This window comes from Bradyrhizobium mercantei, from assembly GCF_001982635.1.
GTDB lineage: Bacteria > Pseudomonadota > Alphaproteobacteria > Rhizobiales > Xanthobacteraceae > Bradyrhizobium > Bradyrhizobium mercantei.
In genome coordinates, this window is record NZ_MKFI01000003.1 from 21,854 (window position 1) to 38,304 (window position 16,451).

Consider the following 16,451-nt stretch of genomic DNA (forward strand, 5'->3'; position numbering starts at 1 on the left):
GTCAAAGCATGGTTAATGAGGCGTATCTAAATCGCCTTAACGAGCGGTTACCGCCGCTTTCTCAGCGCATGGCGAAGTGCGCGAGATCAATCGTCTTGATCCAGTCGGTCTCGGGATAGATCAGGAGGGCACCAAGGGCGAGTGCGATGCCGTAGGGGATGCCGGTCTGCTTGTCGTGCAGGCGGCTGAGCCAGGCCTGGGACGCGAGCGGGTAAGGCAGGGGCCACTGCCGGAGCTGCAGCAGCAGCACGGTCAGCGCGCCGCCGAACAGCGATGCGAACACCAGATAAGGGAGCAGATGGTCGAACCCGAACCACAGGCCGGCCGCGGCCGCGACCTTGGCGTCGCCGCCACCGACCCAGCCCATCGCGAACATGCCGAACGCCGCCACCAGAACCAGCGCGCCTGCACCGGCATGGCTGAGGATCTCGTGGACGCCCATCCCGGTCAGCGGTGCGAGGACGAAGAAGCCGGCCACCAGCGCCAGCGAGATCCGGTTCGGGATCGTCATGGTCAGGAGATCGCTCGCCGCCGCAAAGGCCATCAAAGCCGGAAACAGCATCAAGCGTGCGATGTCGAGGATCATGGATTCATGCCGTCAAGCTGGAGCTGCGGTCGAAACCCGACGCTAGCGGCCAATGGTGAACAATCGGGAAAGGCTGGCATGGCCGCGCCGATGGGCTGTCCGCCAAATAGCAAAGGTCCCGGGGGCGCCGGGACCTTTGATGCGAATTCGTCGGAACCGGCTTACTTCAGCGAGCCGGCGATCGTGCTGAAGGTGCCCGAGAGCTTGGTGCCGACACCGTTGACCGCAGCGATGATCGCGATGGCGATGCCGGTGGCGATCAGGCCGTATTCGATAGCGGTCGCGCCCGATTCGTCCTTCACGAAGCGCGAAACGAGGTTCTTCATAAAATCACTCCTGTGTACACGTGGCTGGTCGAACTAGATTTGGTCTCGCCGGCGTTCTCAGCACCGTGACCATTGCGGCACCCTAGGGTTCGACAATTTCGGCGCAGTTAATTTGATCGTATAAACACAGCGGGAACCCGCAGTTGTTGCGCACAGTAAATTTGGCATTAAGCGGCTTGTGAAAATTGCAGATTGTTGCCGAGGGCCGCTGGCAGCACCTATTCACGGCTCCTTAAGCGCACATCTATACCCATGGGGCTTCCGTGAAATGAGGCCGTCATGCCCACCCTTCCTTTTGAAATCATCGAAATGATCGGCCAGACGATGATGAAGGTGCTGCCGATCACGCTGGCACTTGCGCTGGTCTTCACGGTGCTCGCCCATTTCTGGGCCTGCAATCCCGGCAAGCCGTGGTGGCAGAAGCGCGAGCTGGTCACCGACATCTGCTACTGGTTCTTCGTGCCGGTGTTCGCCCGCGTGCTGCGCATCGGGCTCCTGGTGGTAGGCGCGGCCGCGGTGTTCAACGTTCACGGCGCCGACGATCTGATCGCATTCTACGAGAACGGACACGGCCCTCTGGCGCAGCTGCCGCTCTGGCTGCAGTCGATCATCTTCCTGGTCGGCTCCGATTTCATGCTGTACTGGCTGCACCGGATGTTTCACCGCGGTGACTTCTGGAAATATCACGCCATTCACCACTCCTCCGAGGATCTTGAATGGATCTCGGCGGCACGCTTCCATCCGGTCAATCTTCTGGTCGGCACGATCTCCGTCGATGTGATCCTGCTGATGGCGGGCATCTCGCCCAACATCATGCTGTGGGTCGGACCGTTCACCACATTCCACTCGGCATTCGTGCACGCCAACCTGAACTGGACGCTCGGCCCGTTCAAATACGTGATCGCGACCCCGGTGTTTCATCGCTGGCATCACACCGGGCTCGAGGAGGGCGGCGACACCAATTTCGCAGGTACGTTTCCGCTCTGGGACATCCTGTTCGGAACGTTCCGCATGCCCGAAGGCAAGCTTCCGGAAGATTACGGCGTCGCCGCCGAGCAGGGCGTGCCGACCGAGATCGGCGGACAGTTGGCCTATCCGTTCCGGCAGTGATGCCGTTGCCCGGCTGGTGCCATCATGAGTGCTGAGACCGCGACCTTCCCGCGGGCGAAAGCCTTCGTGACAGCCGAGGTCCCGGCCTGGTTCTGGATGGCCTGTGGCGTCTATGCGCTGCTGCTGATCCTCGGCGACAGGCTGCTCGCCGATTCAGACACCTATTGGCAGATTGCCGTCGGCCGCTGGATCCTCGACCATCGTGCGCTGCCGTCGGTCGACATCTATTCGTTCACCAGGGCTGGAGAGCCGTGGATCTCGTCATCCTGGCTGGCGCAGGTCCTGTTCGCGAAGGCCTATGACCTTTCAGGGTGGACGGGGCCGGCGGCGCTGGCCGCGGCCTGTGCCGCCGCGACCTTCGCCCTGCTCACCGCCATCCTCAGCCGCGCGCTGCCGCCGATCTATGCGAGCCTGGTCGCGCTTGCCGCGCTGGTTCTGTCGTGCGGGCACCTTCTGGCCCGTCCGCATGTGCTGGCGTTGCCGATCATGATGGTCTGGGCGAACGGCCTGATGACGGCCAGCGAGCGCCGTGAGGCGCCCTCGTTCTGGCTGTTGCCGCTGATTGCGCTGTGGGCCAATCTGCACGGTGGCTTCCTGTTCGGCCTGGTGCTGGCGGGCGCGTTTGCGCTCGACGCGATGTGGAATGCCTTGCCGGCGCAGCGGCCGGCGCTGGCGCTGCGCTGGGTGGCGTTCGGCATCGGCGCGCTGGCCGCGTGCTGCGTCACGCCCTATGGATGGGGCTCGATCCTCGCCTCGCTGAGGATCCTCGGCCTCGGTGAATTGCTGCATCTCATCTCGGAGTGGCTGCCGGCGAGTTTCGGTCAGATCGACGCGTTCGGGATAACCATCCTCGGCCTGATAGGCGCCGCACTCTATTTCAGGGCGCGGTTGCCGCTGCCGCGGATCGCGCTGGTGCTCGGTTTGCTGCACATGGCGCTGTCGCATGCCAGAAATCTCGAGCTCTTCGCCCTGCTGCTGCCGCTGGCGGTGCTCACGCCGGTCGCGACCCAGTTCGGGTTGCGCGCCAGCGGCGTCATCCGCTTGAAGGTCGCTCCGGCAGCGATCCTTGTCGCCGGGCTTTGCGCATGGACCTCGGTGCTTGCGGCGCGCCAGGTCATCTCGCCTCCGCCGACCTATTCGCCGGCCGCCGCCATCGACGCGATGAAGGCGCACAACGTCGAGCGCGTGCTCAACGACCTGCAGTTCGGCGGCTATCTGATCTGGCGTCAGATGCCGGTGTTCGTCGACGGGCGCGCCGAGCTCTACGGGGAGACGTTCGGGATGAACCTGGCCCGGGCACTTCAGCTCAGGGACGTCGACGGCTTCCTCAACCTGCTCAAGACCCAGGACATCGATGCGGTGATGCTTGATCCGACCACGCCGGCTTCAAAGTTGCTGGATCACATCGAAGGATGGCAGCGCCTGTACGCCGATGAGCGGGTGGTGGTTCACGTCCGCGCCGCCGGCAGCTGAAGCGGTCGCAGGCATGTAAGGCGGACCTCTGTTAGCGCGAGCCCGGGTTTGGCGTAGCTGACGGCGTCAGCCGCGGACGAGATGCGGCGATTGCCTATCCGCGACGGCCCCGGCCGGTGGCCCGGCAGAGCGACGAACCACCAGGATGGCGGCAATGGTCAGGCCGCCGCCAGCCAGGACGTCGGCGAGGTGATGACCTCCCACCGGCATGGTCGCCACGATCATCGTTGCATTCACGGCGAGCACTGGAATGAGAAGCCAGCGTTTGTCACGCGCTGCATAGATCGTCATGACGCCGAGCATGGTGTGAAACGAGGGAAAGCTGACGATGCCGTCGACCGCCGACAGGTCGATGACCGAGAGCGATCCGTCGCGCAACATCGAGAAGGTTCGCCCAAATGTCCACATCTTGCCGAACGCCGCAAAATGCTCGTAGCTGCTCGGGGCGGGATCGAAATAGGCGAACGCGCCCGCAGCCAGGATCAACCACATGCCGATGCACAGCGCGACCGCGCTCAGGCTGAGAACCGCGATGAATTCCGCGAGCCGGTCGCCGCGCCGTTGCAGGATGAGCCACGCCAGGACCAGTTGTGACACCAGCCCGGTGCTCTGATAGGCCGCTTCCAGCAGCGTCGCGATCAGTGAATTCGAATTTGTCGCCGCCAGGAAGCTCGGCCAGTCGAAGCCCAGCAGATGATCGACGCCTGCGAGAATGTCGTCCCGGAGCGGCAGTTTCGCTGCTGCGATCAGATAGCTGAGCGTGCTGCCGTCGGTCAGCAGCGCGCTGATCGGCAGGAATGCGCGCCAGAACAGCTCGGTCGCAAACAGGCCCCGCCGCAACATCACGGCCGGGCGTCGCTGGTCGTCGCCAAGTCGGCTGGAGGCGATGGTGATGAATGCGGCCGCGAGACCATAATAGGCGAGGCACTGAAGGATCGTGATCCAGTTCGCGGCCGGGAAGGAGAGGCCGGAATTTGGCAGCCAGATCGCGTCGGCAATTGCGCATGCGATGATGCAGGACCAGGCGATCGCCATGTGACGCTGCGCAGCCTCGCCGAAGTCGCTGAACATCAGCCAGCGCGAAGCCGCGTCGCGAATCCGGATCGGGTCGATGATCAGGCTGCCAGCGCCGGAATTGGCGGCACGCTTTTCGATTCCTGATATCGACGACACGTGCGGCCCCGCGGTTGTGGCTGGATGCAGAACCTGCTTGCGGACCCCTTAAGATTGCCATAATCGCGCAACGCGAGGTTCGGTGGCGCCGGCGCGGCGATCAGCCGTCGGGATGGCCGGCCTGTCCGCCCGGGAAGTCGTGACATCCGCGCAATTGGGCCGTCGATTTTTGCTCTTCTTAAATGAATTGCCGTCAGATTTGCCAACGTCGGGCGCCGGTCCGCTGCGTATCGCTTTTGCCGGCTCGTTAACGTCCCGGGGTAGAGTATGTCGTTTCAGTCCCAAGGTATTCGCGCCGTCACGCGCGTTGGAATCATCTCGCTGGCCGCAGCCATGCTGCTGGGGCCTGCGCTCGCAACGGCAGCGCCCGATCCCGACAGGATCGCGGTCAATGTCGATCAGGCCAAGCTCGTCAAGCTGCCAGGCGGTATCGCCACGATCGTGGTCGGCAATCCCCTGATCGCCGACGTCACCCTGCAGAATGGCGGGGTTGTTGTCGTGACCGGCAAGGGCTATGGCGCCACCAATTTCATCGCACTCGACCGCACCGGCCAGGTGCTGGTGGATCGCCAGATCCAGGTCGAAGGTCCGAGCGACCAGCTTGTCACCGTCTATCGCGGCGTCGATCGCGAGACCTACAGCTGCATGCCGGTCTGTCAGCGCCGCATCACGCTCGGCGACGGCGAGACCTATTTCAGGGCGACCATGGAGCAGGCCGGTACGCTCAACAACCAGGCCTCTGGCTCGGGCAACGCCGGAAAGCCGCAGAACTGATGCGTGTCCGCTCCTGCGCCTCGTCCGCCGGAGCTGCGGCCGATCGCGGGTCGTTCACCCGATATGGTTAAGCAGGACCTAACGGATCGGGTCGCTCTGTCTCGATCCGGCGAAATACTTCGACAATGAGTCTTGGGTAGTTGTTGCCGCTATGTTGATCCGGGGTCATTGATGCCGCTGCCCGCTCATTCGTTCGCGAGCCTCCTTCGTCGCTTTCACCGCAATCGCCGTGGCGTCACCGCGGTCGAATTCGCGCTGGTCGCGCCGCTGTTTTTCGGATTGCTGTTCGCGATCATTGAAGTGGCAATGATCTTCTTTGCCAGCCAGGTGCTCGAGACGGTGACGCAGGATTCGTCCCGCTTCATCATGACGGGCCAGGCTCAGGGCGCAAACTATACCCAGCAGCAGTTCAAGGATTTCGTCTGCGCGCGCGTCAGCGCGTTGTTCGATTGCACGGGCGGCGTGTACGTCGACGTGCGCAGCTATCCGTCCGCGACAGGCTTCAGCAGCGTCAACATCACGCCGATCACCGATCCGACCCAGGTGAAATGGTGTCCCGGCAAGGACGGCGACGTCGTGGTGGTGCGGCTGTTCTATCAGTGGCCGGTGTTCGTCACCAAAGCTTTCATCTCCACCAATCTCACCAACGGCAAGCGGCTCCTGATCGCGACCGCGACATTCAAGAACGAGCCGTCCGGAACCGCCGGGACCACATGCTCATGAGCAAAGTCATGAAAACCTTGCCCGGGGGCTTGCTGCGCGCGGTCGCGAGACTCGGGCGCGACCGCCGTGGTCTTGCCGCCGTCGAGTTCGCTTTCATCCTGCCGCTGATGCTGGTGATGTTCTTCGGCACCGTCGAGTTTTCGTCCGGTGTCGCGGTCGACCGCAAGGTCACGTTGATGGCGCGCGCCGCGTCGGACCTGACCTCGCAGGCGACGCAGGTGGTGGACGCCGACCTGCAGAATTTCTTCAGCGCCAGCGTCGGCATCATGACGCCCTACGATCCGTCACCGACCAAGGTCACGTTGTCGGAAATCTACGTCGATGCCTCGAACATCGCGCGGATACAGTGGAGCAAGTCGGGCACGATCGCCGCGGGCGCCACGCAGGCCACGGTGACGACCTCGAGCCGCAGTCAGGGTGACATCGTGACGAGCGTCGTTCCGACGGCGCTGCTGGTTTCGGGCACCTATCTGATCTTCAGCGAAGTCAGCTACAAATACGTTCCGACGGTCGGCTACGTGATGGCCAAGAGCGGCCTCACGCTGAGCGACGTCGCCTTCACGCGGCCGCGGCAGTCGCTCTGCGTCTACTATGCCCCGACGACCGCCACCCTGCCGACGAGCTGCTCGACCTACTGAAGCGTGATCCGGAAAAGCGCGAAGCGGTTTTCCGAAAAGATCATGCTGAAACAAGAATCCAAAGCGCGATGACGACTCAGCGCAATCTCATCGCGCTTTAGGCCGCGGCGGCAGACCGGCGATCAAGACAAACAAAAAGGGCCGCACCCGAAGGTGCGGCCCTTGATGCTTTAACGACAATTTCCTGGAGCTTCACGCTCCGGGGAAATCGGCTTATCCGGCGGCGCGCAGATTGTCGGCCGAGGATTTGCCGGAACGGCGGTCAGCAACGATCTCGTAGGAGATCTTCTGGCCTTCACGCAGAGTGCCAAGGCCGGCGCGCTCGACTGCACTGATGTGCACGAACACGTCGTTCCCGCCTTCATCCGGCTGGATGAAGCCGTAGCCCTTGGTCGCGTTAAACCACTTCACGGTTCCCATGCTCACGTGGGTAGTCCCTTCTCAGATATACAAGTTCAAGACCCGCTGATCGGCGGGGTGGTGAGATCGAATTTTTGGAAGGGTCGTCAGCGTCTGAACCGGCTGTACCGGTATTGGCTAATGTCGTCCGGCCGAAAATCGATGGGTAGGATATTATTCGATAGAAGGCTTCAAAACAATCCTGACGTGCGCGATTTTTTGGCCGGCGCAGCCGCCGGCCATTGTTGCGCAGGACATCAGGACGTCATGCGCGCAACGGTTGCAATCTCCGCCTATCGGCGGCGGAACTGGCCGCCGCGCTGCGCTCCGCCCCGCGGCGGGCCGCCGGGCGCGCCGCTCGGACGTTCGTCCTTGTGCCGGAAAATCAGGCGGCCCTTTTCGAGGTCGTAGGGCGACATTTCGATCGTGACGCGGTCGCCGGCCAGCGTCTTGATGCGGTTTTTCTTCATCTTGCCGGCGGTGTAGGCGACGATCTCGTGTCCGGCGTCGAGTTGGACCCGGTAACGAGCGTCGGGGAGGATTTCGGTCACCAGTCCTTCGAACTGGATCAGCTCTTCCTTAGCCATATGTTTCTCCAGATCGAGCGACGGCTAGTGCTTCGGTCGGTTGTTGCGGTTGGGTTGCGGATTCGGCCGGCTCTCGCGATGCAAGAAGGCGACGCCCTGGATGCCTTCGCTGTTGCCGGCCTGCGACGGGCGCGGCGACTCGCCCCGGCTCGTCTGCGGCGCGCCATTATTACCACCCCGACGACGGCGGCGGCGAGGGCCTTTTGTGCCAGGAGCGGCCTCATTCCCACGGACATTGTGCGCGCGGGGCGCAGAGCGGCCGCCGCGGTGCGGGTGGGTGGCCTGCGAAGGCGCGGTAGCCTCGCGGCCGCCGCCCTGTGTGCGGCGGTCTTCCCGCGGCACGGTAATTCGGATCAGCCGCTCGATATCGCGCAGATAGCCCATCTCCTCGGCGCCGGCGATCAGCGAGATCGCGACCCCGTCGGCACCGGCACGCGCGGTGCGGCCGATGCGGTGGACATAGGTCTCCGGGACGTTGGGCAGGTCGAAGTTCACGACATGGCTGACGCCGTCGACGTCGATGCCGCGGGCGGCGATATCGGTCGCCACCAGCGTGCGGATCTCGCCGGAACGGAACGCCGCCAGCGTGCGCTCGCGGTGGTTCTGCGACTTGTTGCCGTGGATCGCGTTGGCCTCGATGCCGGCCTTGGCAAGGCTCTTCACCACCTTGTCGGCGCCGTGCTTGGTGCGGGTGAAGACCAGGGCCCGGTTGACCGGTTCCTGCTTCAGCAACTGGGCGAGAACGGTCGGTTTGGCGGCGAAATCGACCTGGATCGCGCGCTGGGCGATGCGATCCACCGTCGAGGCCACCGGCGTCACCGCCACGCGGGCGGGATCGCGCAGCATCGCTTCGGCGAGCTCGGCGATGTCCTTGGGCATGGTGGCCGAGAAGAACAACGTCTGGCGCCGGATCGGCAGCTTGGCGACGATTTTCCGGATGTCGTTGATGAAGCCCATGTCGAGCATGCGGTCGGCTTCATCGAGCACCAGGAACTCGACCTGATTGAGCTTCAGGCCGTTGCTCTGGACGAGATCGAGCAGGCGGCCGGGGGTGGCGACCATCACCTCGACGCCCTGCATCACGGCGCGGACCTGGCGGCCCATCGGCACGCCGCCGATGGCGAGCGCCGAGGATAGCCGGATGTGGCGGCCATAGGTGTTGAAGCTGTCGAGGATCTGCCCGGACAGTTCGCGGGTCGGCGAGAGCACCAGCACGCGGCAGCTCTTGGGCTGCGGGCGGATGCGGTTCTCCAGCAGCCGGTGCAGGATCGGCAACGCGAAGGACGCGGTCTTGCCGGTTCCGGTCTGGGCGATGCCGACGACGTCGCGGCCGGCAAGTGCGAGCGGGATGGTCTGGGCCTGGATGGGGGTCGGCGTGAGATAGTTTTCTTCTCGAAGCGCGCGGGCGATGGGATCGGCGAGGCCGAAATCCTGAAAGGAGGTCAAAAGGTGGTTCTTTCCATAAAAGCCATCGTCGTCCCGGCCAATATCGGCTGGGATCGCATGAGGCGATCGGGACACCCGCGTGTCTGGGGCATCAAGCTGGGTTAGCTGAAAGGCGAGCCAGAAGCCGCTTGGGGCGGCATAAGAACACGCAGCTCGCGAAGGCACCGCGATGTCGCGGGCATGGCGAGGATATGGACCAGGAACTGGGCGGTTTCAAGGTGAGATTGGCGGGTTTGGTGCGCGAAGTTCGCCAAACCATCGCGCAAACTGTCACAAATCTGTGCTGGAAATTTAGCCAAGACGGTAGTTTTGCTCATAAAATAGACTGACTGCCCTTTCGGCAGTCAATCCGGCGGCCCAATGTTTATGCAATCGATTTCCGCATTTGCCCGGAACTCGTGAAATTATCTAATCAGTTCATCAACTTACGGTGCCCGCGCACCGTGGCACAGTTCTTGCGATTCCCTTAACCGCAGGCGGCCATGCGGCCGTTTCGCAAGCGTTCACGCCTGCGTCAGGGAGACGACATTTCATGCTTACTCAGCTTACTCACGGAATAGCGACGATGACCCGCCGCCGCGCGCTCGCGGCGACGGCCGGCCTGGTTTTGGGCCTGGCTGCGTCCTCGCCCTTCGCGCCCGCGCAAGCGGCCGACGACACCATCAAGGTTGGCATTCTCCACTCGCTGTCGGGCACCATGGCCATCAGCGAGACCACGCTGAAGGACACGATCCTTTTCCTGATCGACGAGCAGAACAAGAAGGGCGGCGTGCTCGGCAAGAAGCTCGAGCCCGTCGTGGTCGACCCCGCCTCGAACTGGCCGCTGTTCGCCGAAAAGGCCCGCGAACTGATCACCAAGGACAAGGTGGCGGTCGTGTTCGGCTGCTGGACCTCGGTGTCGCGCAAGTCCGTGCTCCCGGTGTTCAAGGAGCTCAACAACATCCTGTTCTACCCGGTGCAGTATGAGGGCGAGGAGTCCGAGCGCAACGTGTTCTACACGGGTGCGGCGCCGAACCAGCAGGCGATCCCCGCCGTCGACTATCTGATGAAGGAAGAGAAGGTGAAGCGCTGGGTGCTGGCCGGCACCGACTACGTCTATCCGCGCACCACCAACAAGATCCTGGAAGCCTATCTGAAGTCCAAGGGCGTCGCCCAGGACGACATCATGATCAACTACACGCCGTTCGGTCACTCCGACTGGCAGACGATCGTGGCCGACATCAAGAAGTTCGGCTCGGCCGGCAAGAAGACCGCGGTGGTCTCCACCATCAACGGCGACGCCAACGTTCCGTTCTACAAGGAGCTCGGCAACCAGGGCATCAAGGCGACCGACATTCCGGTGGTCGCGTTCTCGGTCGGTGAAGAAGAGCTCGCCGGCATCGACACCAAGCCGCTGCTCGGCCATCTCGCCGCCTGGAACTACTTCGAGTCGATCAAGACGCCGGCGAACGAGAAGTTCATCAAGGAGTGGCAGGCCTACACCAAGAATCCGAAGCGCGTGACCAACGATCCGATGGAAGCGCACTACATCGGCTTCAACATGTGGGTGAAGGCGGTCGAGAAGGTGAAGTCGACCGATCCGGACAAGGTGATCGACGCTCTCCCGGGCATCGAGGCGCCGAACCTGACCGGCGGCGTGTCGAAGATGCTGCCGAACCACCACATCACCAAGCCGGTGTTCATCGGCGAGATCAAGGGCAACGGCCAGTTCGACGTGGTCTGGAAGACCCCGGGCCTGGTGGCCGGCGATGCCTGGTCGAAGGAGCTCGAGGGCTCCAAGGACCTGATCGGCGATTGGGTCGGCAAGAAGTGCGGCAACTACAACACCAAGACCAACAAGTGCGGCGGCCAGGGCTCGTAATCAAGAGCTTGATCCGGAAAAGTGCGAAGCGGTTTTCCGACAAGATCACGCTCAAACAAGACTCCTGACCTAACGACACACCACAACCTTCCAAGAACCTGGAGAAGGCGGCACCGCTCGCCGCCTTCTCCTCACACTCCTGCCGGGGTACTGACGTGTTTGCCAATTGTACTGATCGCTTTCGCGCGCTTTGTCTCTCGATCCTGCTGCTGAGCTGCCTTGCTGTGCCGGCGCTGGCTGGCCCGTTCGAGGATTCGGTCGCCAAATTCGCCAATGACGAGTTCTCCGACACGGAGGCCGCGATCGGCGAGGTCGCCGCTTCGGGCAATGCGCTCGCTTCACCCATCATCAGCGCGCTGCAGGACGGCCGGCTGTCGGCGGATCCGGACAGCAAGAAGGTCTTCATCACGCAGACCGACGGCAAGATCGTCGACGCCACGACCGGTGCCGCCGTCGACAAGCTGCCCGACAACGCCGCCGCCGTTCGGCTCAACAATCGCCTGCGCCGCACCGTGGAGGCCGCGCTCGGCGGCCTGACGCTGCTGTCGCCGGACCCGGCCAAGCGGCTCGCCGCCGCGCAGTCGGTGTTCAAGAGCCACGAGGAGAACCTGCTGCCGACGGTCGAGAGTGCGCTCGCCAAGGAGAGCGTCAAGCCGATCAAGCAGGCCTTCGCCGAGGCGCGTGCCGCCATCATCCTGTTCAAGCCGGATGCATCCGACAGCGACAAGCTCGACGCCGTCGCCGTGGTCAAGGCGCGCGGCGACCAGGAAGCGCTGGCGCTGCTCACCGGGCTCGGTGACCAGCCGCCGCTGGTCGCCAAGGCGGCCGCGAGCGCGGTGTCCGCGATCCAGAGCAATCTTGCGATGTGGTCGATGGTGCAGAACGCCTGGTACGGCCTGTCGCTCGGCTCGGTGCTGCTGCTCGCCGCGATCGGCCTTGCCATCACCTTCGGCGTGATGGGCGTCATCAACATGGCGCATGGCGAGATGGTGATGATCGGGGCCTACACCACTTTCGTGGTGCAGGAGGTGATCCGCACCCGCTATCCGGCGCTGTTCGACTATTCGCTCCTGATCGCGGTGCCGCTCGCCTTCCTGGTCGCCGGATTCATCGGCGTGCTGATCGAGCGCACCATCATCCGCTTCCTCTACGGCCGGCCGCTGGAGACGCTGCTCGCGACCTGGGGCCTGTCGCTGGTGCTGCAACAGGCGGTGCGCACCGCGTTCGGCCCGACCAACCGCGAGGTCGGCAATCCCTCCTGGATGAGCGGCGCCTTCGAGCTCGGCCAGATCACCATCACCTATAACCGGCTCTGGATCCTCTGCTTCACGCTCGCGGTGTTCGCGATCCTGCTCGCGATGCTGCGCTACACCGCGCTCGGGCTCGAGATGCGCGCGGTGACGCAGAACCGCCGCATGGCGGCCTCGATGGGCATCGCGACCTCCAGGGTCGACGCGCTGACCTTCGGTCTCGGCTCGGGGATCGCCGGCATTGCCGGCGTGGCGCTGTCGCAGATCGACAATGTCAGCCCGAATCTCGGCCAGAGCTACATCATCGACTCATTCATGGTCGTGGTGTTCGGCGGCGTCGGCAATCTCTGGGGCACGCTGGTCGGCGCCTTCACGCTCGGCATCGCCAACAAGTTCCTGGAGCCGGTGGCAGGCGCGGTGCTCGGCAAGATCGCGATCCTGGTCTTGATCATCCTGTTCATCCAGAAGCGGCCGCGCGGCCTGTTCGCGCTCAAGGGCCGGGCGGTGGAAGCATGACGCCGCACATCCTCACCCGTTCGCTCGACCGCGCCGCGACCGCCTTCATCCTGATCGTCGCCGCGGTCGGCGTGCTGATCCCGCTGTCGAACCTGCTGCTGCCGCAGGGCTCGATGTTCCAGGTGCCGACCTATCTGGTGGCGCTGTGGGGCAAGTATGTCTGCTACGCCATCCTCGCGCTCTCGATCGACCTGATCTGGGGCTATTGCGGGATTCTTTCGCTTGGTCACGGAGCCTTCTTCGCGCTCGGCGGCTACGCGATGGGCATGTATTTGATGCGCCAGATCGGCAGCCGCGGCGTCTACGGCAATCCGATCCTGCCCGACTTCATGGTGTTCCTGAACTGGGACAAGCTGCCCTGGTACTGGTACGGCTTCGACAAGTTCGCCTTTGCGGCGCTGATGGTGCTGCTGGTGCCGGGCCTGCTCGCCTTCTGCTTCGGCTGGCTCGCCTTCCGCTCGCGCGTCACCGGCGTCTATCTGTCGATCATCACGCAGGCGATGACCTATGCATTGCTGCTGGCGTTCTTCCGCAACGATTTCGGCTTCGGCGGCAACAACGGCCTGACCGACTTCAAGGACATCCTCGGCTTCAATGTACAGGCCGAAGGCACCCGTGCCGCGCTGTTCCTGCTGAGCTGCCTGGCGCTGATCATCGGCTTCCTGATCTGCCGCACGATCGTCACCTCGAAGCTCGGCAAGGTCCTGATCGCGGTGCGCGATGCCGAAAGCCGCACCCGCTTCCTCGGCTATCGCGTCGAATCCTACAAGCTGTTCGTGTTCACGCTGTCGGCCTGCATGGCCGGCGTCGCCGGCGCGCTCTACGTGCCGCAGGTCGGCATCATCAATCCGAGCGAGTTCGCGCCTGCCAACTCGATCGAGGCGGTGATCTGGGTCGCGGTTGGTGGCCGCGGCACGCTGATCGGTGCCGCGCTCGGCGCCGTCGTCGTCAACTACGCCAAGACGTTCTTCACCTCGGGGCCGCTCGCGCCGTACTGGCTGTTCATGCTGGGCGCGCTGTTCATCCTGGTCACGCTGCTGCTGCCCAAGGGCATCGTCGGCACCTTCAACAGCTGGTGGGAGACCTCGAAGGCAACGAACGGCTCCCCCGACGCTGACAGCGCGGCGCGCGAAGACGGCGTCGGCGCACCGAATCCGGCGGAGTAGGCAGATGAACGTCATGGACACCCGCGCCACCTCGGCCATGCTCTATCTCGACGGCGTGCACGTCTCGTTCGACGGCTTCCACGCCATCAACAATTTGTCGCTGGCGCTCGAGCCCGGCGAGATGCGCGCCATCATCGGCCCGAACGGCGCCGGCAAGACCACGATGATGGACATCATCACCGGCAAGACCAAGCCGGACGAGGGCACCGTGCTGTTCGACGGCACCGTCGATCTGACCCGGCTCGACGAGACCCGCATCGCCGAGCTCGGCATCGGCCGCAAGTTCCAGAAGCCGACGGTGTTCGAGAGCCAGACCGTGCAGGACAATCTGTTGCTCGCACTCAACGTCGATCATTCCGTGCGCGGCACGCTGTTCTGGCGCGGCAGCAAGGCCGAGTCCGAGCGGATCGACAAGGTGCTGGAGACCATCCGCCTGACCGATGCGCGCAACCGCCTCGCCGGCAGCCTGTCGCACGGCCAGAAGCAGTGGCTCGAGATCGGCATGCTGCTGGCGCAGGATCCGAAGGTGCTGCTGGTCGACGAGCCGGTCGCCGGGATGACCGACGTCGAGACCCATCTGACCGCCGAGCTGCTGAAGGAGATCAACAAGAACCACACCATCATGGTGGTCGAGCACGACATGACCTTCGTGCGCGAGCTCGGCGTCAAGGTGACCTGCCTGCATGAGGGCACGGTGCTCGCCGAAGGCTCGATCGACCAGGTGTCGTCGAACGAGCGGGTGGTCGAAGTGTATCTGGGGCGCTAGGCGATGCTGAAGATCGACAACATCAATCTCTATTACGGCGCGGCGCAAGCCTTGCGCGGCGTCTCGCTGACCGCGGAGCCCGGCAAGGTCACCTGCGTGCTCGGCCGCAACGGCGTCGGCAAGACCTCGCTGTTGCGCGCCATGGTCGGCCAGTATCCGATCGCCTCCGGCGCGATCAATTTCGACGGCAAGGACATCACCGCGCTGAAACCCTATGAGCGGGCGCGGCGCGGCATCGGCTTCGTGCCGCAGGGCCGCGAGATCTTCCCGCTGCTGACGGTGGAAGAAAACCTCAAGACCGGCTTCGGCCCGCTGAAGCGGGAAGACCGCAACATCCCCGACGACGTGTTCTCGCTGTTCCCGGTGCTGGAGACCATGCTCGGCCGCCGCGGCGGCGACCTCTCCGGCGGCCAGCAGCAGCAGCTTGCGATCGGCCGCGCGCTGGTGATGCGGCCGAAGCTTCTGCTGCTCGACGAGCCGACCGAGGGCATCCAGCCCTCGATCATCAAGGATATCGGCCGCGCCATCTCCTATCTGCGCAACCTCGGCAACATCGCCATCGTGCTGGTCGAACAATATCTCGACTTTGCCTGTGAACTCGGCGACAGTTTTGCCGTGATGGACCGGGGCGCGGTGAAATATGCCTGCGACCGCGCAAGCCTCGATCCCGCCGAGATCAGCCGCCAGATGGCGCTGTGAACAGGATGTGACGCCGCCTCTTGCGGTGCGCGTGAGGGAGCGTCGGGAGAATGCGGAGCGGGATCGCAGGCGCGGCAGCGGCGACGTTTGCGGCCAACCGCGCCCAGGGTGCGGTCAGGTTCGGCGTGCATCTGAAAGATGGCGCCACCCGCCGCGGCGACCTGCACGAGTCGGGTTCGTTGCGCGTCCGGTTTCCGTCGCCGGAGGATGACGGTCTCTCGGCCATGTTCGTCAACACCGCCGGCGGGATCGCTGGCGGGGATCGTTTCGAGATTGGCATCGAAGCCGGCGAGGGCACTCGTCTGACGCTGACCACGGCAGCCGCTGAAAAGATCTATCGCGCACCTGGCGCCGCAGCGCGGCTTGATATCTCGCTCAAGGTTGCCGGCGGCGCGCATCTCTCCTGGCTGCCGCAGGAGACCATTCTGTTCGACCGCGCCCGGATTGTCAGGAGCTTCGACATCGACCTCGCCGAGGGTGCTTCGCTGTTGCTCTGCGAGATCGTGGTGTTCGGCCGTGCCGCGATGGGCGAGACCATGCGCCATGGCGAATTCGTCGACCGCTGGCGGATGCGCCGCGGCGGCCGGCTGGTGTTTGCTGAGACGATCCGCCTCGACGGCGAGATTGGCGAGAAGCTGGCGCGACCCGCGATCGCAAATGGCGGCTGCGCGATCGGCACCGCGCTGATCGTGCCGGGCGACGAGGCGCTGGTCGAGCGCATTCGCGCGGCGTCGGAGGGCTTCGGCAGCGAAGTCGGCATCTCCGCCTGGAACGGCTTTGCAATGGCGCGCTTCTGTGCCCAAGATGCGGCGCGGCTGCGCGCCGACATGATGGCGGTGCTCGGCCGCGCCTCCATCGTCCCGCTGCCGCGGCTGTGGCTCAACTAGGCATGATCCGGAAAAGTGGATACCGGTTTTCCGATAAGATCATGCCCAACTTAAACGCTTTCAGAACGATC

General features: G+C 64.0%; 18 protein-coding genes. 12 read left to right on the forward strand and 6 right to left on the reverse strand.

All coding sequences use genetic code 11. The features are described from left to right. Positions 1–61: 61 nt before the first annotated feature. Both BI327_RS13620 and BI327_RS13625 read right to left on the reverse strand, forming a co-directional pair. A complete protein-coding gene (locus tag BI327_RS13620) occupies positions 62–586 on the reverse strand; it encodes an A24 family peptidase (protein ID WP_076860828.1) in 525 nt (174 codons plus the stop codon). A 161-nt stretch (positions 587–747) separates the two neighbouring features. Continuing rightward, positions 748–912 (reverse strand): Flp family type IVb pilin, encoded by a 165-nt coding sequence (locus BI327_RS13625; RefSeq protein ID WP_050422174.1) that lies wholly within the window; start codon positions 910–912, stop codon positions 748–750. A 279-nt stretch (positions 913–1,191) separates the two neighbouring features. Between BI327_RS13625 and BI327_RS13630 the strand changes: the two genes are divergently transcribed. Beyond that, positions 1,192–2,022 (forward strand): sterol desaturase family protein, encoded by an 831-nt coding sequence (locus BI327_RS13630; RefSeq protein WP_076860829.1) that lies wholly within the window; start codon positions 1,192–1,194, stop codon positions 2,020–2,022. A 24-nt stretch (positions 2,023–2,046) separates the two neighbouring features. Beyond that, complete coding sequence (locus tag BI327_RS13635; protein ID WP_076860830.1) at positions 2,047–3,495, forward strand: hypothetical protein; 1,449 nt, start codon at positions 2,047–2,049, stop codon at positions 3,493–3,495. A 66-nt stretch (positions 3,496–3,561) separates the two neighbouring features. Here the strand turns inward: BI327_RS13635 and BI327_RS13640 are convergent, their stop codons facing one another. Next, complete coding sequence (locus BI327_RS13640) at positions 3,562–4,668, reverse strand: phosphatase PAP2 family protein (RefSeq protein ID WP_076860831.1); 1,107 nt, start codon at positions 4,666–4,668, stop codon at positions 3,562–3,564. 267 nt (positions 4,669–4,935) lie between these two features. Here BI327_RS13640 and BI327_RS13645 point away from each other — a divergent pair, with 267 nt between their 5' ends. The 3 genes from BI327_RS13645 to BI327_RS13655 all read left to right on the forward strand — a co-directional run bounded on the left by BI327_RS13645 (position 4,936) and on the right by BI327_RS13655 (position 6,803). Then, on the forward strand, positions 4,936–5,442 hold the full coding sequence (locus BI327_RS13645; RefSeq protein WP_083742069.1) for a pilus assembly protein N-terminal domain-containing protein: 507 nt from the start codon (positions 4,936–4,938) through the stop codon (positions 5,440–5,442). A 171-nt stretch (positions 5,443–5,613) separates the two neighbouring features. Next, a complete protein-coding gene (locus tag BI327_RS13650; protein ID WP_076860833.1) occupies positions 5,614–6,165 on the forward strand; it encodes a TadE/TadG family type IV pilus assembly protein in 552 nt (183 codons plus the stop codon). 8 nt (positions 6,166–6,173) lie between these two features. Then, the gene (locus tag BI327_RS13655) at positions 6,174–6,803 is read left to right on the forward strand and encodes a TadE/TadG family type IV pilus assembly protein (RefSeq protein WP_174683044.1); all 630 of its coding nucleotides are present in this window, start codon (positions 6,174–6,176) and stop codon (positions 6,801–6,803) included. Positions 6,804–7,016: 213 nt separating this feature from the next. Here the strand turns inward: BI327_RS13655 and BI327_RS13660 are convergent, their stop codons facing one another. The 3 genes from BI327_RS13660 to BI327_RS13670 form a co-directional block, all read right to left on the reverse strand. Next, on the reverse strand, positions 7,017–7,229 hold the full coding sequence (locus tag BI327_RS13660; RefSeq protein ID WP_016842648.1) for a cold-shock protein: 213 nt from the start codon (positions 7,227–7,229) through the stop codon (positions 7,017–7,019). Between the two features lie 266 nt (positions 7,230–7,495). Further along, the gene (gene infA / locus BI327_RS13665; protein WP_016842649.1) at positions 7,496–7,789 is read right to left on the reverse strand and encodes a translation initiation factor IF-1; all 294 of its coding nucleotides are present in this window, start codon (positions 7,787–7,789) and stop codon (positions 7,496–7,498) included. Positions 7,790–7,813: 24 nt separating this feature from the next. Next, entirely contained in the window at positions 7,814–9,235 is a 1,422-nt protein-coding gene (locus BI327_RS13670) for a DEAD/DEAH box helicase (protein WP_076860835.1), read from the reverse strand. A 191-nt stretch (positions 9,236–9,426) separates the two neighbouring features. Between BI327_RS13670 and BI327_RS42295 the strand changes: the two genes are divergently transcribed. From BI327_RS42295 to BI327_RS13700, 7 genes are all read left to right on the forward strand, one after another. Continuing rightward, complete coding sequence (locus BI327_RS42295) at positions 9,427–9,564, forward strand: hypothetical protein (protein WP_159450444.1); 138 nt, start codon at positions 9,427–9,429, stop codon at positions 9,562–9,564. Between the two features lie 203 nt (positions 9,565–9,767). Continuing rightward, positions 9,768–11,096, forward strand: a complete 1,329-nt coding sequence (gene urtA, locus BI327_RS13675) for an urea ABC transporter substrate-binding protein (RefSeq protein WP_050628279.1) — start codon at positions 9,768–9,770, stop codon at positions 11,094–11,096. Between the two features lie 209 nt (positions 11,097–11,305). Further along, positions 11,306–12,862: an urea ABC transporter permease subunit UrtB gene (urtB, locus tag BI327_RS13680; RefSeq protein ID WP_394329861.1), complete on the forward strand. Its 1,557-nt coding sequence runs from the start codon at positions 11,306–11,308 to the stop codon at positions 12,860–12,862. Beyond that, on the forward strand, positions 12,859–14,028 hold the full coding sequence (urtC, locus tag BI327_RS13685) for an urea ABC transporter permease subunit UrtC (protein ID WP_076860837.1): 1,170 nt from the start codon (positions 12,859–12,861) through the stop codon (positions 14,026–14,028). Before urtB ends, urtC begins: the two co-directional genes overlap by 4 nt. Positions 14,029–14,032: 4 nt before the next feature. Then, the gene (gene urtD, locus BI327_RS13690) at positions 14,033–14,794 is read left to right on the forward strand and encodes an urea ABC transporter ATP-binding protein UrtD (protein ID WP_076860838.1); all 762 of its coding nucleotides are present in this window, start codon (positions 14,033–14,035) and stop codon (positions 14,792–14,794) included. 3 nt (positions 14,795–14,797) lie between these two features. After that, positions 14,798–15,493 carry an urea ABC transporter ATP-binding subunit UrtE gene (gene urtE / locus BI327_RS13695; RefSeq protein WP_024581870.1) on the forward strand — a complete coding sequence of 232 codons (696 nt, stop codon included), beginning with the start codon at positions 14,798–14,800 and terminating at the stop codon, positions 15,491–15,493. Between the two features lie 50 nt (positions 15,494–15,543). After that, positions 15,544–16,380: an urease accessory protein UreD gene (locus BI327_RS13700; RefSeq protein WP_076860839.1), complete on the forward strand. Its 837-nt coding sequence runs from the start codon at positions 15,544–15,546 to the stop codon at positions 16,378–16,380. Positions 16,381–16,451 lie beyond the last annotated feature (71 nt).